The following is a 20,472-nucleotide window of genomic DNA, read 5'->3' as shown; positions in this document are numbered from 1 at the left end:
TATTTTACATTTATTAATATTTTCCTATCTTAGACGAGCGTATAGCCAATTATTTGTTAGATACCAAAATTGATACCATGAATAAAAAACCACTTATTGCCTTACTGTCCTTGCTGATTTCCAGTACGACATTATGGGCACAAAACCTGGTGAAATTATTGCCGGGGAAAGACACCATTACCATTAATAAACATATCTATGGGCATTTTGCCGAACATTTGGGCCGTTGCATCTACGATGGCATTTATGTAGGCGAGGACAATAAAACCGTTCCACATACCAACGGTGTTCGCAATGATGTGATAGAGGCATTAAAAAAATTAAACATACCAAACCTTCGTTGGCCGGGTGGTTGTTTTGCAGATACCTATCATTGGAAAGATGGTATCGGGCCAAAAGGAAAGCGACCAAGCATCGTAAATACTTGGTGGGGAGGAGTTACTGAGAATAACAGCTTTGGAACGCATGATTTTTTAAATATGTGTGAACTTCTTGGCACCGAACCCTACCTAGCTGGTAATGTAGGTAGTGGGGAAGTACAAGAACTGGCCGATTGGGTACAATACGTCAATTTTGATGGAAAAAGCCCCATGTCCGATCTTCGGAGGGAAAACGGGCGAGACAAACCCTGGAAGGTTAAGTTCTGGGGAGTTGGTAACGAAGCGTGGGGATGCGGGGGCAATATGACGCCGGAGTATTATGCGGATGTATACCGTAAATACGCCACCTTTATGTCAGATTGGACCAATAGCGGCGGGCTGTTTCGTATTGCATCCGGAGCCAACAGCGATAATTATGAATGGACCGAAACGCTTATGAAAAAGATTCCCAAATCTTTGGTCAAGGGCTTAGCATTACATCATTATGCGGTAATTGACTGGCAAAAGAAAGGTTCAGCAACCATGTATACCGATGAACAGTATTTCAAAACGATGAAATCTGCCTGGTTCATGAATGAGCTGGTTGAGAAGCATAGTGCTATCATGGATAAATATGATCCTAAAAAAGAAATCGCGCTTGTTGTTGATGAGTGGGGTGGCTGGTACGAGGTAGAGCCCGGCACTAATCCCGGCTTTTTATATCAACAAAATACCATGAGGGATGCGATGATAGCCGGTATGACGCTCAATATATTCAACAATCATGCAGAACGGGTGCGAATGGCTAATCTGGCGCAAACTGTGAATGTGCTACAAGCGGTTATATTAACCGAAGGTGATAAGATGCTGGTGACTCCGACCTATCATGTTTTGGAAATGTACAAAGTGCATCAGGATGCTAGATTGGTTCCTATTGAAGTAAATAGCCAAGAGCTTTCATTTAACGGCGAATCAATTCCAGCGGTTTCCGCTTCGGCATCCATCGCAGAGGACGGCAATACACATATATCGTTGGTAAACATCGACCCTAAAAACCAGCAAGAAATTACGATCGACTTAAGTGATAGAAAATACAAAAATCTAAACGGACGATTACTTACTTCAAAAAAACTTAGAGATTATAATTCTTTTGAGAATCCAGGCTACATAAAACCAGAAATATTTAAAGGAGCCAAAATGAAAAATAACCAAATTTCGGTCACGCTACCGCCATTCTCTGTGGCCGTCTTAGCGTTAAATTAAAGGTACAAACGAAAGATATATAACATAATGATTCGACGGAAGTTACTGGGAGTATTTATTTTGAGTTGCGCACTCGGCTTAAGTGCGCAAGAAAAGAAATCGTTTACTATCGATATTTCACATCCTACAGGAAACATATCCCCCAATATGTGGGGGGTGTTTTTTGAGGATATTAATTTAGGAGCGGACGGCGGAATCTATGCTGAACTTATAAAGAATAGGTCCTTTGAATTCGCAGATCCTTTTATGGGCTGGAAGAAATTGGGTGAGAAGATCGGAGAGGGAACCTTCTTGGTATTGAATCGAAAAGACAAACCCAATAATCCACGTTTTTTACGGGTTAACACAAGCTTATCATCAGAAAAAGTTGGATTACAAAACGAAGGTTTCCGCGGCATGGGGATTAAGCAGGGACTTCGATATGACTTTAGTGTCTTGTATAAACAAGCTGTACCTGGCATTACTTTACGTTTACAGCTGGTGGATACCTTGGGTGCTGTAATAGGGGAGAGTACGCTTCGTCCGGAAAAAACCGGGACGGATTGGCAAAAGCAGCAGATAAGCTTCCGAGCCGCTAAAACGGAACCAAAAGCGAAACTTGTTCTCTGGTTCGAAGGGAAGGGTACGCTAGATGTAGATATGATTTCGCTTTTCCCGGAAGATACTTGGAAAAACAGACCCGGGGGCTTACGGAAAGATATGGTTCAATTATTGGCGGACATGAAACCGGGTTTTATACGATTTCCCGGTGGGTGTATCGTTGAAGGCAGAGACTTAGCTAATCGTTTTCAATGGAAAAAGACCGTTGGGCCGATTGAGGATCGTAAGCTCATCATCAATCGATGGAATACCGAGTTTAAGCATCGCTTAACACCTGATTATTATCAAAGCTTTGGATTAGGGTTCTTTGAATATTTTCAGTTGGCGGAGGATATCGGGGCCGAGCCATTGCCCATCTTGAACTGCGGTATGGCTTGCCAGTTCAATACGGCCGAGCTGGTTCCAATAGATGAACTGGATGAATATGTACAGGATGCATTGGATCTAATAGAATTTGCTAATGGGGATACCGGCACAAAATGGGGAAAACTGCGTGCCGAAATGGGACATCCGCTGCCCTTCAATTTAAAAATGTTAGGAGTAGGGAATGAAAACTGGGGTCCGCAATATATAGAACGACTTGAAGTCTTCAAAAAAGCCCTTAACGAACGATATCCGAATATTAAGATTGTAGCTAGTTCAGGTACCGATCCCGAAGGCGAACGTTTTGAATTTCTTAATAAGGAGTTAAGACGACTAAAGGTCGATTTTATTGATGAACATTATTATCGCAGTCCCGATTGGTTTTTGACCCATGCTAATCGCTATGACGCTTATGATCGCCAAGGACCAAAAATTTTTGCGGGTGAATATGCTGCCCATACTGATCGGACCGCAGGTACCGGTAACCGAAATAACTGGAAAGCGGCTATTGCCGAAGCAGCATTCCTAACCGGGGTAGAACGAAATGCAGACGTTGTCGGTATGGCTTCTTATGCACCCTTATTCGCTCATGTTGACGGATGGCAATGGACACCTGACCTTATTTGGGTGGATAATTTGCAAGCATACGGTACACCGAACTATCAAGTGCAGAAGCTATACGCTATAAACAAAGGAACTCATGTAATCTCCGTTCGTATGGATAACGTGATTCCTAGTGGTCAGGATGGTCTATATGCGTCCGCGGTACTAGACAGTAAAACCAACGAAGCGATCATTAAGGTGGTAAATCATAACGATTATCCTATCAATGGTAGTTTTAATATACAAACAAAAGAAAATTTAGCAAAAGAAGTAGAACATATTGTGTTGACCGCTGGATTAGCGGAAGAGAATTCCATTCAGCATCCCAATAAAGTCAGCCCGAAAATTGACAAGGTGACGCTTAAAGGGAAAACGATAATCTCCGACTTATCACCCTATTCTTTTCATATCTTCAAAATCAAGATTAAATAGATATGCTAAGCCGGAATCTAATTGTTGTATTTCTCGTGATTACCTGTTCTAGCTATGCACAGCAGCCGGGACAGGTAATCGTACACGATCCGGTGTTGATTTCGGCAGACGATAAATATTATCTCTTTGCTACCGGAGATGGTATTGATGTATGGTCTTCAACCGATTTGGAAAACTGGTCTAAACAGGCACCTGTTTTTCCGGAATCACCGACCTGGGCAAAGCGGGAAGTGCCAACATTTAAAGGGCATATTTGGGCACCTGATATCCATTATTTTAACGGCTTGTACTATCTTTATTATAGTATATCTGCTTTTGGAAAAAACACCTCCTGTATTGGACTAGCGACTAATCCAACTTTAAATCCGCAAGATTCGGGGTTTAAGTGGACGGACCGTGGAAAAGTGATCCAGTCGATACCTGGGAAGACGAATTGGAACGCCATAGATCCCAATCTAGTCTTCGACGAAAGTGGGCATCCATTTCTTGCATTTGGTTCCTTTTGGGACGGTATCAAATTGGTGAGACTAAGTAGAGACGGTATGCGAACGGAGGACGATTTGCTTACTATACCAACACTTGCCAGTAGAAAGATAAATCGCCGGGCACCTAATCCCCCAGCCATAGACAACAATCCAGTTGATGCAGGGGGCAATGCCGTTGAAGCTCCTTTTATCTTTAAACGGGGAGGCTATTATTATCTTTTTGCCTCCATCGATTATTGTTGCAAAGGAGCGGCAAGCACTTATAAAATGATTGTGGGAAGAGCGAAAAAGGTGACAGGACCTTATTTGGACGATCAGGGGAAAGACTTGGCTTCTGCCGGTGGTAAACTCCTTTTGGCGGGCGATAGCCGATGGCATGGCGTCGGGCATAATGCCGTAATAAAGCTTGAAGAAGACGATTATCTCGTTTTTCATGGCTATGACGCTCAGGATCAGGGTAAACCTAAATTAAGAATTGAGAAATTAAAATGGGACAACAAAGGTTGGCCTTTGTTGATTAATAATGAATTATCAAACCAATAGATAGTATAATCATGAGCAAAATAATTTACATTGCTGCAATAGCCGCGGGTCTGTTAAACGGAGCATGCAACCAGCGTACCCAACAATCTGCTGAAACGGCGGATACGGTGAAAGTTGATACAACTTCCGGTTTTAATGCTGAAATTGATGGAAAAGAGGTAAAACTGTATACATTGATAAATGGTAAGGCAAAAGCGGCCATTACCAATTACGGGGCGCGTTTGGTAAGTTTGTTAGTCCCGAATAAAGAAAATACACAAACAGACGTCGTATTAGGCTATGACAAGGCCGAAACTTACAAAGCAAATAAAGCAACTTTTTACGGTGCTATTGTAGGCCGGTATGGAAATCGCATCGCAAAAGGTCAATTTACCCTCAATGGAAAAACGTATCAACTGGAAAAAAATGACGGAGAAAATTCACTGCACGGAGGGACTAATGGTGTATATGATAGGGTATGGGATGCCGAACAGATAGATGAAAAAACACTTAAATTGACTTATCACTCGACCGATGGGGAAGCGGGGTATCCTGGTAACGTTGATATGACGGTGCTTTACTCCCTAAAAGAAAACAATAGCTTGGAAATCGATTATACCGCTACGACCGATAAACCAACTGTTTTAAATTTAACGAACCATGCTTACTTCAATTTAAATGGTGAAGGAGATTCAACCATTTTAGATCATGATTTAACCCTATATGCAGACCAGATTACACCTGTAGACGAAACCCTGATTCCTACCGGTAAATTTATGGACGTTACCGGTACGCCTTTCGATTTTAGAAAAGCGACTCCAATCGGTGCGCGTATCAATGCGGATGATGAGCAGATAGAAAGAGGGAAGGGATATGACCATAATTTTGTGTTGAACAAAAAAGAAGGCTTACAAACAGCTGCTTTGGTATATAGCAAAAAAACAGGGATTGAGATGGAAGTGTTGACTGAAGAGCCGGGCATACAATTTTATAGCGGCAATTTTATGGAGGGAGGACAAAAGATAGGCAAAGACGGGAAAGATTACGGATATCGCTCGGCCTTTTGTCTGGAAACACAACATTTTCCTGATTCACCCAACCAACCAGCTTTTCCTTCCACTGAGTTAAGACCGGGCGAGCCTTACAAGACCAAAACAATCTATAAATTTTCAATTAAATAAGATGATACGATTTAAGCAAATATGCCAGTGGATCAAGTATAGTACATCATTTCTATATTGTCTGGCTTTTATGGCCTGCCAATCGAGCTCGCAGTCGGTGTTGAAGAGCCCTGACGGGAAAATCGTCCTGACTTATAAATTGGATGCGAAAGGAAGACTATGGTATCAGCTCCGTAAAAATGATACCCTGGTGTTAGACTCGTCACGGTTGGGTGTCCTGCTTAGCCAAACTAAGTTTGACGACAAATTACAAGTAACATTTGATTCCGCCTATCACGGAATTAGCGATAACTATGTAATGTACAATGCAAAGAGAAAGCAAAATCATTATGCAGCAAATGGTCTGGTTTTGGAGTTACAAAATGAAGAAGGTCAACATTGCCGCATCATATTTCAATTAGCAAATGATGGCTTAGCTTTCCGTTATTATTTTCCTAACATAAAAGCACTCACCAAGGTTGAAAAAGAATTAACAACTTATCACTTACCAACAGGGTCGAAGGCTTGGTTACAACCTATGGCCGTTGCTAAAACCGGTTGGGAGCATACGAATCCTTCTTATGAGGAACATTATGAGCAGGAAATACCGGTAGGGACGGCGGAAAAAACAGGTGCGGGCTGGATATATCCTTCGCTGTTTAAAAGCGGCAATAACTGGTTACTTATTACAGAATCGGCTTTGGATAGCCAATATTGTGCAACCCATTTAGCCGCGCAATCGCCCAATGGAGTTTATCAAGTGGCTTTTCCTGATTCCAGGGAAGAAATAGTAAACGATGGTATTTTGCCTCGTTCAGATAAAGCGTTCTATTCTCCATGGAGGATTGTTACCGTTGGTAATTTGGCAACCATAATTGAATCTACCTTAGGGACCGACCTTGCTTCGCCCGCGATGGATACCGATTCCTCCTTTATTAAACCCGGTAAGGCCTCGTGGAGCTGGATTAATTCCAAGGACGATTTTATTACCTATGATGAACAAAAGCGGTATATTGATTTTGCGGCAAATATGAAATGGCAATATTGCCTGATTGATGTGAACTGGGATACAAAGATTGGCTACGAAAAAATCGCTGAATTATCGGCGTATGCCAGCCGGAAAGGTGTTGGGCTAATTTTATGGTATAATTCTGCGGGAGACTGGAACACGGTAAAATACACGCCAAAAGATAAATTGTTAACCCATACCGATAGGCAACAGGAGTTTAAGCGTTTAAAGGAAATGGGCATTAAAGGAATCAAGGTCGATTTCTTCGGAGGAGATGGTCAATCAGTTATTCGTTATTATCAAGAAATCTTGGAAGACGCAGCCAGCTACCAATTATTAGTAAACTTTCATGGCGCTACTTTGCCAAGAGGTTGGGCAAGAACCTACCCTCACTTAATGACTACAGAAGCTGTTCGTGGTTTTGAAATGGTCACTTTTGGTCAAGCCGACGCTGATAAAGAAGCAACGCACGCTACCATGCTTCCTTTTACACGCAATGCATTCGATCCGATGGATTTCACACCGATGAATCTTTATAAAATTCAAAGCAGTGTGCAACGCAAAACAAGTAGTGCGTTTGAATTGGCAACAAGTGTACTTTTTCTTTCAGGTATCCAACATTACGCAGAGTCACCGGAAGGAATGAAACATGTATCGGAAGATGTCCAGCATTTTTTACGTGCGTTGCCAAACAGCTGGGATGATGTGAAGTTCATTGATGGGTATCCCGGTAAATATGTAATTATTGCCCGTAAATCAGGCGATAATTGGTATATAGCTGGAATTAATGGAGAAACGCAAGAGAAACAATTGGCGCTTAACTTGTCTTTTATTGATGGAAAGCAAGGAGCGTTATTTACAGATGGGAATGGTTCGGAGCTTATAACACATCAAACTATTACGGCGACAAACAAGCTTCCGATATCGATGAAAGGAAATGGAGGCTTCGTTATGAAGTTTTAGATATTAAATGGAATCGCAAGCGAGGCAACTTAATTTACAAGTTGCCTCTTTTTATTTCATCCACGGCGTAATTAGCAGCTCTCGCTGTCAAGGCCATAAAAGTGAGTGATGGATTCTGGTTACCGGTTGAAGTCATACAGGCCCCATCTGTAACAAATACATTTTTGCAATGATGCAGTTGGTTCCATTTATTTAAAAGGGATGTATCCGGGTCGTTTCCCATGCGCACACCTCCCATGTCGTGAACTTCAAGCCCTGGATTTCTATAACCAATAGCATGTTGATCAACTGTAACAATGTCTTGACAGCCAGCGGTTTCAAGCATTTTTACTCCCTCTTGAAAGAAATCCCGAAGCTGTTTATCATCGTTTTCCGTGTAGGCGATAGATGTTATTAATAAAGGCACTCCCCATTGATCCGATTTATCGTTGCTTAATCGTACATGGTTTTCTTTGATAGGTACCGTTTCTCCTTGCATCATCATGGAAACTACCCATTTTCCAGCCTCCGTAAGCGCCTCTTTGAAAGTGGAGCCGATACCATCTGCCCGCTTGGACCACCCTTCTCTACTTGCACTGAAGGCCACCATATAACCGCGCAAAAAGTCGGTTTCCTGTTTATACACATTTCTAAAAGAGGGCATAAATACTTGGGTGGGCCTGCGACCAAAATAATATTGATCTTCAAAACCGTCTATAGAGGCCGTTATCCTTCCACGATAGTTATGAAAGGCAATGTGCGTTCCCATTAAGCCATTCAGATTGCCAAGACCATTCGGAAATTTACTCGATTTTGAGTTCAATAAAATTAAATTGCTATTTAAAGTTGCGCCATTTACAAATATAATACGGGCTTTGTATAGATGTTCCCGTTTCGTGTCACTTTCAATCGCTTTTACACCAACGGCCTTTCCTGCTTTCTCATCATACAGGATGGAATGTACGACGGTATCTGTTTTAATGGTGAGGTTCCCGGTTTTCTCCGCCCAAGGTAAGGTGGCAGCGTTTGAGCTGAAATAGGCACCAAAAGGGCAACCTCGTTGGCATAGTGAGCGAGCCATACATTTTGTTCTCCCTTGCTCCGTGTGTACTGTTTGCGGAGCCGTCACGTGTGCGCACCTTCCCATAATGACCGGTCTATCGGGAAAATGGCGATTGATTTTACTTTTAATGTATTTTTCAACTGCATTCATTTCAAATGCGGGTAGAACTTCACTGTCAGGAAGGTTGGGAAGCCCGTCTCGATTACCGGAAATACCGACAAATTTTTCTACGTGGCTATACCAGGGAGCCAAGTCGTTATAACGAATAGGCCAATCAACAGCAAATCCGTCGCGTTTTGGGGCTTCGAACTCATAATCGCTCCAGCGTTGGGTTTGCCTTGCCCACAAGAGTGATTTACCGCCCACTTGGTAACCTCGAATCCAATCAAAAGGTTTCTCTTGGATATAAGGATGCAGCGCATCCTGTATATAGAAGTGTTTCGTTGATTCATCAAATGCATAGTGTTTACTGATGGTCGGGTTCTCTTCAATCATGGTGCATGTTTTTGTATTGCCATGTTGAAAATCCCAAGGATCAAGCATCGCAGTGGGGTAATCCCGGACATGTTTTACCATTCGGCCCCGCTCGATAACCAATGTTTTCAGCCCTCTTTCACATAATTCTTTGGCTGCCCAGCCGCCGCTAATACCGGAACCAATGACAATAGCATCAAATGTATATTCCATCTTTGATTTGCAGGTTAAAATTGTCTTCTCATGCAAGCCGGATGCTCGCATCGTTGAAAATAGAGTTTTAATTTTTTATATGAAACCCTTTTTCGAAAAAAAGAGTTTCAGCTACAAATTTTTTACATGGAATGAACAGAGATTACCTTCGGCAAACTCCCGTTGGTTGGTTTCGCTTTTAATATATAGCTGAAGGTGTTTATATTATAAGAACGTTTTCTTTATTCAACTTTTCTTGATAAAAGTTGAGCAAAATCAAGGCTGTGTAGGCTACCTTGCATCTGATGGCAAAGCATCACTGGCGCGTATTGGAGCCGTTTCACTTCCTCAATCCGCTTGGGTAGTGCAACATAAACAGAGGTGCAAATGCTTTGCTGCTCGTTGCATCGGTATCCTTCAAGGCCGTTTTACCCCACACCCGAGGCCTTGTTGGCTGCCCGCAAAAACCCTCCGTTCTATTAAAATATCGCCTAGGAAATTTGCGGTTTGCACGTTGATGCACTACCGTTTGTAGCAAAGTTCCAAGCGATGAGTTTTTGGTTACTTTTTGCGGAAAAAAGTGACAAAAAAACGTTCCTTTTTAAAAGTAAAATCCTTGGTGGAATGAAGGCTAAGGATGTGAAAGCTAACTATTATATTACATTTCCTTTTAAAATAAGGTAATAAATGGTTAATATTTGATCGCCTATTACATGCATATCAAATTATATTTGCTCTTGCTAACAATTGACAATAATAAACCTCCATTTTGCTTAGGGCGATAACTTGTGATACTTGATCAGCGATTTAAGTGGCTTGAGGAGGGTACACTAAATTAATTTATAAATAGCAAAAGGAAATGATCAATACGAACTCGAAGGCCATTACGGTGCTCTCAAAAATGATGTTTGTTTTTTTATTCTTAGTACAGGTGGAAAAAATGGATGCGCAACCAAGCGACTTCTATAAGCAGACGAGCGAAATAGCTCCAATAATTATCCGATATAATCAAGATGTGCACACGATCCTCGATTTTTATTCACCGCGGGCTGCAAACGGATTTTCCTATCAACCGGTTTTGAACTCGCCCCAACAAAGAAAAAGACTGAATGAAATTAATATTCTGTATTTAAATGAACTGACTAAATTTCAGTTTGATAAGCTACAAGTTAATGGACAGGTAGATTACCTCTTATTAAAAAATCAGATAGAGGGTTATCAAGAGGAGCTAAAGGAGGAAGATGCTCAATATCAATCGATCAAACCCTTTATTCCTTTCGCAGATTCCATTTATAACTTAGAGCGTGTAAGGCTGAGGGGTGGCTCAGTGGACGGTGAAAAGATTGCCGGAGAACTGCATGCGCTATCCAAATACTTGGAAACGCGCTTAGAGGAATTATCGAAACAAACTAAAATTGACAAGAGAGAGGCTGAATTTGCACGTGGAGCCGTATCTGCTTTACAGGCAAGATTACAGAATGTTTTCAAGTTTTATAATGATTATGATCCCATGTTTACTTGGTGGGTGCCGCAGACTTACGAACAGCTTGATTCATTATTAGGAAAATACGCAGAAGGATTGGCTGCATTGGGTGAACTAAGGACCACGCAGAAACCCGATCAAAGTGGTATCAAGGGGAATCCGGTTGGTGAGGCAGCGTTGAATAAATTACTACGCCGCGAATATATACCTTACAGTCCACAAGAGCTTATTGAAATTGCAAATCAAGAGTTTGCTTGGTGTGATAAAGAACTATTGAAAGCTTCGGCGGAAATGGGTTTTGGAAGCGATTGGAAAAAAGCACAAGAACAGGTTAAGAATAGTTACGTTCCGGTAGGGCAACAACCGGAGCTGATTATAAAATTGTACAATGATGCCAAGTCATTTATAACGGAACGGGATTGGATTACTTGGCCGGAGCTGGCTGACGAAACTTGGGGGATGATCATGATGACACCGCAAAGACAGTTAGTGAATCCCTTTTTCACAGGAGGAAGAGAAATTAGTATCTCATATCCAACGTCTGGGATGTCATACGAAGATAAGATGATGAGTATGCGTGGCAATAATCCTTATTTCTCTCGAGGTACCGTACAGCACGAACTTATTCCGGGGCATCATTTGCAGTACTTTATGAATAGTCGATATAAGCCTTATAGAAGAGAATTTAGAACACCTTTTTATACAGAAGGGTGGGCCTTATATTGGGAGTTGTTGTTGTATGAAAATGGCTTCGCTAAAACTCCCGAGGAGCGTATAGGTATGTTGTTTTGGCGCATGCACCGTTGTGCCCGTATTATTTTCTCTTTGAATTATCATCTCGGGAAGTGGTCCCCTCAGGAATGCATTGATTTTCTGGTTAATCGTGTTGGCTTTGAACGTGCAAACGCAGAAGGAGAAGTAAGGCGTTCGTTTCAAGGTGGTTATCCTCCTCTTTATCAGGCGGCCTATTTACTTGGAGGAATCCAAATTATGGGTTTAAAGCATGAACTTGTTGACAGTGGAAAGATGACGATGAAGGCATTTCATGATGCGTTTATGCAGGAAAATCAGATGCCTATTGAGATGATGCGGGCAATTCTTACCAATCAAAAATTGTCTAAAGATTTCAAAACAAAATGGAAATTCTATGATTTCAAGTAAAGATAAACTGACTGTCGCCCCCTGCATGACAACAGAAAAAGAAATGCATCAAACGGGCTTTAAACCTTCTTTACGGCTCATTGATGCCACGATGCTTGTTGCAGGCAGCATGATTGGTTCCGGTATCTTTATTGTCAGTGCCGATATTACCCGTCAGACCGGTAGCGCCGGTTGGTTGATGTTTGTTTGGTTTATCACAGGTTTTATGACCCTTACCGCAGCTTTGAGCTATGGAGAACTGAGTGCTATGTTTCCCAAGGCGGGGGGCCAATATATATACTTGAAGGAAGCTTATAATCCACTGATTAGTTTTTTATATGGATGGAGTTTTTTTACAGTTATCCAAACGGCTACCATTGCGGCCGTAGGAGTGGCATTCGCAAAGTTTACCGCTTATCTTCTACCTCAATTCAGTGAAGATTTGGTGATCGCGAATTTTGGCATCCTCCAAATTTCGCCGGCTCAACTTCTCAGTATTGTGATTATTTTCTTGTTGACTTATATTAATACGCGCGGTGTAAGCAATGCTAAATGGGTACAAACGATTATAACGCTAGCTAAAATACTGTCACTGGCGCTTTTAATTATTTTTGGCTTATTAGCCCTTAAGTCAGACGTATGGCAAACAAATTGGTTAAGCGGTTCAACGTGGAACTTGCAGCGATTAAATATAGATGGCTCGATAGAAACATACACAAGCATAGCTGCCTTCGGTGCTATAGCTGCTGCCATGGTCGGATCTATTTTCAGTAGTGATTCTTGGCATAGTGTGGCCTTCATTGCCGGCGAAGTTAAAAATCCGCAACGAAATGTGGGCCTTAGTTTAGCGCTGGGAACCATACTGGTTACCTTGTTATATATGCTCACCAATTTAATGTATACGGGAGTTTTGACCCTTCCGGAGATGGCCGCTTCCGAAAAGGACCGCGTTGCGGTCACCGCTTCTCATATAATCTTTGGGAATGCAGGAACCATGATCATTGCGTTGACGATCATGGTGTCTACTTTCGGTTGTAACAACGGACTGATTATGGCGGGTGCCCGTGTCTATTATTCGATGGCCAAAGAAGGCGCGTTTTTTAAGAAGGTAGGTACCCTAAATAAGCAGGCGGTTCCCGAGGTAGCATTATGGCTGCAGGCTATCATTGCGTCGTTATGGTGTTTAAGCGGTCGCTATGGTGATCTCCTGGATATGATATCCTTTGTTGTGGTACTATTCTATATGTTAACCATAATCGGAATATTCATTTTACGAAAGAAACGGCCCGAACAACCACGACCTTATAAAGCTTTCGGTTATCCGGTTTTGCCGATTATCTATGTTTTAATGGGCTTAAGTTTTTGTATTTTATTGATTATTTATAAACCACAATATACTTGGCCCGGCTTGATCATCACTTTAGCAGGAATTCCGGTTTACTACCTGATAGCAAAGAAACAAATTGTAAAATAGGCCTCATTCTAGAATAAAGAAAGGATTCATATGAACAGAAGTATACTAAGCTTGATCGTATTTTTAACAGTCGCGCTTAGCGGATCGAATGTGTTAGCCCAGGGTACGAAAGAAGATTACAATCGAGCCAATAATTTACGAGAATTAATAAAAGGTAAAACACCTGGCTTAACTTCCAATCCAATATGGATAGATTCAACACACCAAGCTTTCTATTGTGTAACAACAGAAAAAGGTAAGCAGTTTGTGATAGCTGATTGCAGTCAGCAGAAAAAGAGACCTGCATTCGATCATCAGCAACTAGCGCAACAGCTATCAGCTTCAAGCGGCGTACAGGTCGATGCGGAAAATTTGCCCTTGACGCAGTTTAGTTATTCGATAGAGCGGAAGCGATTAACTTTTGCCGCTTATGAAAAGGGCTGGGATTTAGATTTATCTTCGGGAAAAGTGGAAGAAAATAAAGAATTTACAGCACGCTTACAGAACGGGAGAGGATACTGGGGAAAGCGATTTAAAGGTACACAGGATCGTAAGACCTTTTCACCGGACAGCCAATGGGTAGCCTATATAAAAAACTATAATGTGTATATTCAAAGAAGGAAAGGCAACGATAAGGAAGTTCAGTTGAGCTTCGATGGTTCTGCCGGGGAATACTACGATGCTTGGATGGCTTGGTCGCCCGACAGCAAAAAGTTGGCAGCCATGAAGGTCAGGAAGAACGAAGATCATACGCTTTATTTAATTGAGTCGTCTCCTGACGAGCAGCTACAACCTAAGTTACAAACGCGCGATTACCTAAAACCTGGCGATGCATTACCACAGCGTACGCCAACGTTGTTCATCGTCGAGGAAAAAAAAGTAATGGCAATGCCCGCAAGTTTGGTTGAAAACCAATACGATTTATCTTTTCCTGCATGGCGTAAAGATAGCCGTTCGTTTACTGTTGAATACAACCAACGCGGCCATCAGCGTTATCAAATAATTGAAATGGATGCTCAGACCGGCGTAGCAAGAGTGTTGGTGAATGAACAGAGTAAAACTTTTATTGATTATAGCGGAAAGAAATATCGTTATGATGTGGCGGATGGAAAGGAAATTATTTGGACTTCTGAACGCGATGGTTGGAATCATCTGTACCTCTATGATGGTTTATCCGGGAAGATCAAAAATCAAATTACAAAAGGTGAATGGGTGGTTCGGAAAGTCGTTCATGTCGATGAAAAAACGCGACAAATCATTTTTGCCGCTAGTGGTCGGGAAAAAGGACAAGATCCTTATCTTATTCAGTATTATCGCATCAATTTTGATGGAACAGAATTAAAGGCGTTAACGAATGAAAATGCTAATCATGATGCAAGTTTTTCACCGGATCATAACCTGCTTGTTGACCAGTATTCGCGGGTTGATTTAGCTCCTGTTACTTGTATAAGAGATGCGGTTACCGGAAAAGTACTGATGGATTTGGAAAGAGCTGATATCCGCCCATTAATAGCTACTGGATGGAAAATGCCGGAGGTTTTTACATCAAAAGGGCGCGATGGCGAAACAGATATATGGGGCATCATTGTTCGTCCAACTAATTTTGACCCTGATAAACGGTATCCGGTAATAGAATATATTTATGCCGGTCCCCACAGTTCCTTTGTACCAAAAAGTTTTCAGACCCTTGTTCCCTACGGTGCGCAAGAGCTTGCGGAATTGGGCTTTATTGTCGTACAAATAGATGGCATGGGAACGTCCAATCGGTCAAAGGCCTTTCATGACGTTTGTTGGAAGAATTTGAAGGACGCGGGGTTTCCGGATCGTATTGCTTGGATGCGGGCAGCCGCTAAAAAATATCCATACTTAGATTTAAGCCGAGTGGGGGTTTATGGTACCTCCGCAGGTGGACAAAGTTCCGCAGGAGCCTTGCTTTTTCATCCTGAATTCTATAAGGTCGCGGTATCCTCCTGTGGCTGTCACGACAACCGAATGGATAAAATGTGGTGGAATGAGCAATGGATGGGATATCCCATTGGTCCGCACTATGCCGAATCATCCAATGTCGAAAATGCCTATCGCCTTCAGGGAAAGTTAATGCTGATTGTGGGCGAATTGGATGATAATGTTGATCCCTCTTCTACTCTTCAGGTAGTAAACGCCTTAATTAAAGCTAACAAGAACTTTGACTTTTTAATGGTGCCGGGAATGGGACATTCCTCCGGTGGCGATTTTGGAGAACATAAAAGAAGAGATTATTTTGTAAAGCATTTGCTTGGGGTAGAACCACCGGCGTGGTAAGACAATTTAGTAACGATGATGAGTGACGAAGCGTCTCACTGCTTTTTCAATTCATATACGAAGTTTAGCTTCGGTTGCTCTCCAAAATAAGCTACTTCTTGCTCGGCGATTTTCGTAGCGCCGAGCCTGCTGACGGCTATCTGTGAACGAAGATTACCTGCGCCAACTTGAAAGTACACCCGGTTCACAAATTGAAAAGCATAAGCGAGCATCAATTTTTTCACCGCGGGATTTAAGCCTGTACCCCAAAATTGGGTAGCGAGGAAAGTGTAACCGATCTGAATGCTATTATCTTCTTCGTTATAGGAATAAAAACGAGTACTGCCTGCTACGAGGTCTGTTTCCTTATCTATAATTTTAAAGGCTCCCTTACTTTGCATAGCGCCTTCAAAAAATGTACGGAAAATAGTTTCTTGCCACCTATCTTTATTGGGATGTTGTTCCCATACCTTTTTATCCGAAGCGATGGTATATAAATCATCAAAATCGGCTTCTACTAAAGGAACTAACAATGCGCGTTCATTTTCTAAGGGAGTTTGTATTGAAAACATGATGTTACTTTTTATACGAAGGTATATATTAGTGGTTTTGTTTATGTAGTCCAATTTTTAGAAACTGAATAGTCCAGTAATTGATGTCCAAACAGTCTAAAAGTAGGGCAGGGATTACCTTCGGTGAACTCCCATTGGTCGGTTTCGTTTTAGTATATAGATGAAGGTGTTTATATTAAAGGAACATTTTTTTGTCACTTTCTTCCGCAGAAAGTAACCAAAGACTCATCGCTTGGAACTTTGCTACGATGGTAGTGCTTCAACCTGCAAGCCGCAAACTTCCTAGGCGATATTCAGCTGAACGAAGAGCTTTTGCGGGCAGCCATAGGGCCCCGAGTGTCGGATAAACGGCCTTGGAGGATACCGAAGCAACGAGCAGTAAAGCATTTGCACGTCTGTTCATATTGCAGTATCCAAGCGGATTGAGGAAGTGAAACGGCTCCAATACGCGCCAGTGATGCTTTGTCATCAGGTGCAAGGTAGCCTACACTGCCTTGATCTTTGTGTCGGTTTGGATCAAGCCAAAGCGACAAAAAAGTTGATTAATAAAAATGTTCCTTTTTTAAAGGCGAAATCCCTGGTTGAACTATCGAGAAACGTTAAAATAAGCTTACTTTAGGTCAATATTCGGTTTCAATTGAATAAGTGTCTTGTTTACATTTGTGTATTGAAGCAATTTTTTCATAAGCTAAGATATACATGAACAGAGAGATGCATATACCAACGACTGGCATTGACAAAGGGCTTACACGGAGTCTTCTATTTATACCATTTTGTATATTATTGACTTTCATTTGTTATGCGCAAGATCCATGGAAAGCTCTTGCTCAGCGGCCGGAAACTTTAGGGCTCGCCGGTGGGAAGGAGAGCTATCGTACCCAATCATTTAATCTCGTGCTCATTAAGGAATCACAGACGGTTGCGGCCTTGCAACCATTGAACGACTTAGCATTTGACTTCACGCCAGGTGATCGACTGGATTTGCGTAAGGCGGATGGACTTTATCAGTTAGGTGACATTAATTTGCGTTTAAGGCAGGTCGGATCAGTGGAATGGAAAGATTACTCGTCCGCAAAACATCGGAGTAAGGTACAGGCTTTGCCGCAAGCGGGGAAAGTATTAGCGGCGGCTGATTTAAGTTCTACTTTAGGGAATGACGTTCCGATAAAGATTAAGCGTTATTGGGAACAGGTAGATGGAAAGCTGATTCTTCGTTTTGAACTTACTAACAACACGGAACAAGGTGTCGAAATAGGAGCCCTCGGAATTCCCATGATCTTTAATAATATCTTGCACGAGCGAAGTTTGGATGAAGCACACGCAAAAAACGTTTTTTTTGATCCTTATATAGGCATGGATGCAGGGTATCTACAAGTGGCGCGTTTGAGCGGGAAGGGAGAAGCACTGTTGGTGCTTCCCTACGGCAAAACACCGTTTGAAGCCTACAGACCACTGCTAGATGATCCAACCCCGAGGGGCATTACTTTTGAAGGTTTTCACGAATGGACGGTGCATAGTAAAGCTTATGCGGAAAAGGAATGGAAGGGTGTTAGCCAGTGGAATGAACCTACTTCAGTGATCTTAAAGCCGAAGCAAAAATTAAGTTATGGATTGCAATTTGTGTTAGCAGCAGATATTACACAGATCGAGAAAGCCTTAAAAACGAATCACCGACCTCTTGCCGTAGGAATACCCGGTTATGTATTACCACAAGATGTAGACGGAAAATTATTCCTCGATTATGAAGAGAAAATCCAATCGGTTAAAGTATTTCCAGAAGGAGCGCTATCCTTAAACAGAGAAAAGGGACAAAAAGGAAACTTACAATCTTATCGCATTAAAGGAAACAAATGGGGCAGGGCAACTATAAAAATTCATTATGCAGATGGCAATGTGCAAACGATCCATTATAAAGTCATTCGACCTGAAACACAGGTGATGGATTCTATCGGCCACTTTTTGACCACCAAACAGTGGTTTGATCGAGCGAATGACCCTTTTGGGCGGAACCCATCAGTTATTTCATACGATTATGAAGAGCAAAAGCAAGTAACACAAGATCGCCGCGCTTGGGTTGCCGGGTTAAGCGATGAAGGTGGTGCCGGAAGTTGGTTGGAAGCCATTATGAAGCAATTAGTGCAGCCTAACAAGGAAGAACTGCAAAAGTTACAAGCCTTTGCGCACGAAACATTGTGGGGAAATATTCAGCACAGCGAAGGACCTCAGAAGTATGGCGTTAAAAAAAGTGTGTTTTACTATGAGCCGGACTCCATGCCAGCAGGTACTTACGATCCGAATATTAATTATAAAGTTTGGTCGGCCTGGAATAAAAAAGGGGCAGATGATGTTGGCCGATCCTATAATTACCCGCATGTAGCGGCTGCACACTGGGTGCTGTACCGACTGGCTCGGTATCATCAGGGGCTGGTAGATCGCGAAAGTTGGCAATGGTATTTAGATAAGGCTTTTAACACGAGCATGGCCATGGTGAAACAGGCCCCTTATTACGCACAATTTGGCCAGATGGAAGGAACAATATTCCTGCTTATACTACAGGATTTAAAGGCAGAGCATATGTTGGTGGAGGCACAAGAGCTGGAGATAGCTATGAAAGCACGAGCTGACCATTGGCGTACATTAAATTATCCGTTTGGGAGTGAGATGCCGTGGGATTCTACCGGACAAGAGGAGGTATACATGTGGTCCGATTATTTTGGCTATCAAGATAAGGCGGCTGTAACACTAAGTGCGATTATGGCGTATATGCCTACTATGCCACATTGGGCCTATAATGGTAATGCGCGCCGTTATTGGGATTTTCTTTATGGAGGTAAAATAGCGCGCGTTGAGCGGCAGATTCATCACTATGGTTCGGCATTGAATGCGATCCCTGTACTGAAAGCCTATCGTGATCAGCCAGAAAATCTCCGTTTATTGCGTGTGGGCTATGGAGGCCTAATGGGCGCGATAGCTAATATTACGGAGGATGGCTTCGGTCCTTCCGCTTTTCACTCTTACCCGTCTACCTTAGCAAATGATGCCTTATCAGGAGATTACGGTAGTGGTTTCTTTGGCTATGCAATCAATACGTCGAGCTATCTAGTGCGTCATGAAGATTTTGGATGGTTAAGCTTTGGTGGTAACATTAAAGAAGAAAAGGATTGGGTTGTGCTAAAGCCGACTACCGCTGCAAAATCGAAAATATTTATCGCATCGGCCAAGCTCTGGCTAAGCCTCGATGCGGGCCAATTCAGTGAAGTTGCGTACAATGTAAATACAAAAGCTATACGTATTAAGCTTGCTGCTAAAAATGCTTTTACCCCACAGGCCTTTTTGCGATTGAGCCAAGATAGTAAAGTAGCGAGCTATTCTTTGGATAAAAAGCTGGATATCGAAAGGGGCGCTTATCTGATTCCATTGTATAGCGAAGAAACGATATTAACATTGACTGATAACAATAATAACTAAGAAAAACATACTAAGATAATCTATGGTAGGGGCCGCTTCGAAAGAGGCGGTTCCCTTTTTGTTCATATTCGATGATACATTGTTAAAATCTGGTTAATTTCGGATAAATGTCTTATGTAGATTTGTGTGGAAAGCTAAGCGGATGGCTAGTGGCTAATCAATTGTAACGTATTCCATTTTTTTCCGAGAAAAATATCCGGGGATAAACCCGAAAACTAAAGATTTTGTTTCATGTGTGTTTGACTATCCGCCGTGAGGCGGATGGTCTTTTTAGCTTTAGCGTGAGATGGACAGCATAGTAACAAATCCATACAGACTCTTTGACTGCACTAGGAGCGACGGCTACATAGTGCAGTCTTTATTTATTCATGAGGGCTTCTACCTTTACGGGTCGCCAGGAGAGTAAAATAGAGGATATCCATCCTTTCAGATTACTATTTATTTCCTGAAACTTCGCAGATATGAAAAGCATGTAACAAACTGGTTAAAAATTGAAATGTTCCTGTTAAAATCCGGCAAGTAAGGCTTCTCATTTCATTCTACATTTGAAATATAAATGTTTAAATGACATTTATATACTAACGCTATCCAATTATTTGTTTATCAGAA

At 42.0% G+C, this 20,472-nt stretch carries 12 protein-coding genes; 9 read left to right on the top strand and 3 right to left on the bottom strand.

Going from position 1 to position 20,472, the window contains the following annotated elements:
- Nucleotides 1-77: 77 nt before the first annotated feature.
- The 5 genes from FKG96_RS02080 to FKG96_RS02060 are packed head-to-tail and all read left to right on the top strand — an operon-like array spanning nucleotide 78 to nucleotide 7,759.
- Nucleotides 78-1,622 carry an alpha-N-arabinofuranosidase gene (locus FKG96_RS02080; RefSeq protein WP_130854818.1) on the top strand — a complete coding sequence of 515 codons (1,545 nt, stop codon included), beginning with the start codon at nucleotides 78-80 and terminating at the stop codon, nucleotides 1,620-1,622.
- Nucleotides 1,623-1,649: 27 nt separating this feature from the next.
- Nucleotides 1,650-3,620: an alpha-L-arabinofuranosidase C-terminal domain-containing protein gene (locus FKG96_RS02075; RefSeq protein WP_130854819.1), complete on the top strand. Its 1,971-nt coding sequence runs from the start codon at nucleotides 1,650-1,652 to the stop codon at nucleotides 3,618-3,620.
- Nucleotides 3,621-3,622: 2 nt separating this feature from the next.
- Complete coding sequence (locus FKG96_RS02070) at nucleotides 3,623-4,648, top strand: family 43 glycosylhydrolase (RefSeq protein WP_130854820.1); 1,026 nt, start codon at nucleotides 3,623-3,625, stop codon at nucleotides 4,646-4,648.
- Nucleotides 4,649-4,659: 11 nt separating this feature from the next.
- The gene (locus FKG96_RS02065; RefSeq protein ID WP_130854821.1) at nucleotides 4,660-5,808 is read left to right on the top strand and encodes an aldose epimerase family protein; all 1,149 of its coding nucleotides are present in this window, start codon (nucleotides 4,660-4,662) and stop codon (nucleotides 5,806-5,808) included.
- Nucleotide 5,809: 1 nt separating this feature from the next.
- On the top strand, nucleotides 5,810-7,759 hold the full coding sequence (locus FKG96_RS02060; RefSeq protein WP_130854822.1) for a glycoside hydrolase family 97 protein: 1,950 nt from the start codon (nucleotides 5,810-5,812) through the stop codon (nucleotides 7,757-7,759).
- Nucleotides 7,760-7,793: 34 nt separating this feature from the next.
- On the opposite strand, the gene FKG96_RS02055 is transcribed toward FKG96_RS02060, so the two are convergent.
- Entirely contained in the window at nucleotides 7,794-9,488 is a 1,695-nt protein-coding gene (locus FKG96_RS02055; RefSeq protein WP_149105116.1) for a GMC oxidoreductase, read from the bottom strand.
- Nucleotides 9,489-10,326: 838 nt separating this feature from the next.
- Between FKG96_RS02055 and FKG96_RS02050 the strand changes: the two genes are divergently transcribed.
- From FKG96_RS02050 to FKG96_RS02040, 3 genes are read left to right on the top strand one after another with little or no spacing between them, the layout of a single operon-like run.
- Complete coding sequence (locus tag FKG96_RS02050) at nucleotides 10,327-12,111, top strand: DUF885 family protein (RefSeq protein ID WP_130854824.1); 1,785 nt, start codon at nucleotides 10,327-10,329, stop codon at nucleotides 12,109-12,111.
- Nucleotides 12,098-13,564: an APC family permease gene (locus tag FKG96_RS02045; RefSeq protein ID WP_246860241.1), complete on the top strand. Its 1,467-nt coding sequence runs from the start codon at nucleotides 12,098-12,100 to the stop codon at nucleotides 13,562-13,564. Before FKG96_RS02050 ends, FKG96_RS02045 begins: the two co-directional genes overlap by 14 nt.
- 30 nt (nucleotides 13,565-13,594) lie before the next feature.
- Nucleotides 13,595-15,844 carry a S9 family peptidase gene (locus tag FKG96_RS02040; protein ID WP_130854825.1) on the top strand — a complete coding sequence of 750 codons (2,250 nt, stop codon included), beginning with the start codon at nucleotides 13,595-13,597 and terminating at the stop codon, nucleotides 15,842-15,844.
- 35 nt (nucleotides 15,845-15,879) lie between these two features.
- Here FKG96_RS02040 and FKG96_RS02035 read toward each other — a convergent pair whose 3' ends face one another.
- On the bottom strand, nucleotides 15,880-16,395 hold the full coding sequence (locus tag FKG96_RS02035) for a GNAT family N-acetyltransferase (protein WP_130854826.1): 516 nt from the start codon (nucleotides 16,393-16,395) through the stop codon (nucleotides 15,880-15,882).
- A gap of 259 nt (nucleotides 16,396-16,654) precedes the next feature.
- Nucleotides 16,655-16,864, bottom strand: a complete 210-nt coding sequence (locus FKG96_RS02030) for a hypothetical protein (protein ID WP_130854827.1) — start codon at nucleotides 16,862-16,864, stop codon at nucleotides 16,655-16,657.
- 230 nt (nucleotides 16,865-17,094) lie between these two features.
- Here FKG96_RS02030 and FKG96_RS02025 point away from each other — a divergent pair, with 230 nt between their 5' ends.
- Nucleotides 17,095-19,863 carry a DUF5695 domain-containing protein gene (locus FKG96_RS02025; protein ID WP_130854828.1) on the top strand — a complete coding sequence of 923 codons (2,769 nt, stop codon included), beginning with the start codon at nucleotides 17,095-17,097 and terminating at the stop codon, nucleotides 19,861-19,863.
- Nucleotides 19,864-20,472 lie beyond the last annotated feature (609 nt).

The organism is Olivibacter sp. LS-1 (assembly GCF_008245145.1).
GTDB lineage: Bacteria > Bacteroidota > Bacteroidia > Sphingobacteriales > Sphingobacteriaceae > Olivibacter > Olivibacter oleidegradans.
The sequence above is the reverse complement of the archived record's forward strand: the minus strand, read 5'-3'. Positions and strand labels throughout refer to the sequence as shown.

Excerpts from the sequence above, each read along its gene's own strand:
- FKG96_RS02080 (WP_130854818.1), top strand. The coding sequence starts at position 78 with ATGAATAAAAAACCACTTATTGCCTTACTGTCCTTGCTGATTTCCAGT.
- FKG96_RS02075 (WP_130854819.1), top strand. The coding sequence starts at position 1,650 with ATGATTCGACGGAAGTTACTGGGAGTATTTATTTTGAGTTGCGCACTC.
- FKG96_RS02070 (WP_130854820.1), top strand. The coding sequence starts at position 3,623 with ATGCTAAGCCGGAATCTAATTGTTGTATTTCTCGTGATTACCTGTTCT.
- FKG96_RS02065 (WP_130854821.1), top strand. The coding sequence starts at position 4,660 with ATGAGCAAAATAATTTACATTGCTGCAATAGCCGCGGGTCTGTTAAAC.
- FKG96_RS02060 (WP_130854822.1), top strand. The coding sequence starts at position 5,810 with ATGATACGATTTAAGCAAATATGCCAGTGGATCAAGTATAGTACATCA.
- FKG96_RS02055 (WP_149105116.1), bottom strand. The coding sequence starts at position 9,488 with ATGGAATATACATTTGATGCTATTGTCATTGGTTCCGGTATTAGCGGC.
- FKG96_RS02050 (WP_130854824.1), top strand. The coding sequence starts at position 10,327 with ATGATCAATACGAACTCGAAGGCCATTACGGTGCTCTCAAAAATGATG.
- FKG96_RS02045 (WP_246860241.1), top strand. The coding sequence starts at position 12,098 with ATGATTTCAAGTAAAGATAAACTGACTGTCGCCCCCTGCATGACAACA.
- FKG96_RS02040 (WP_130854825.1), top strand. The coding sequence starts at position 13,595 with ATGAACAGAAGTATACTAAGCTTGATCGTATTTTTAACAGTCGCGCTT.
- FKG96_RS02035 (WP_130854826.1), bottom strand. The coding sequence starts at position 16,395 with ATGTTTTCAATACAAACTCCCTTAGAAAATGAACGCGCATTGTTAGTT.
- FKG96_RS02030 (WP_130854827.1), bottom strand. The coding sequence starts at position 16,864 with ATGACAAAGCATCACTGGCGCGTATTGGAGCCGTTTCACTTCCTCAAT.
- FKG96_RS02025 (WP_130854828.1), top strand. The coding sequence starts at position 17,095 with ATGAACAGAGAGATGCATATACCAACGACTGGCATTGACAAAGGGCTT.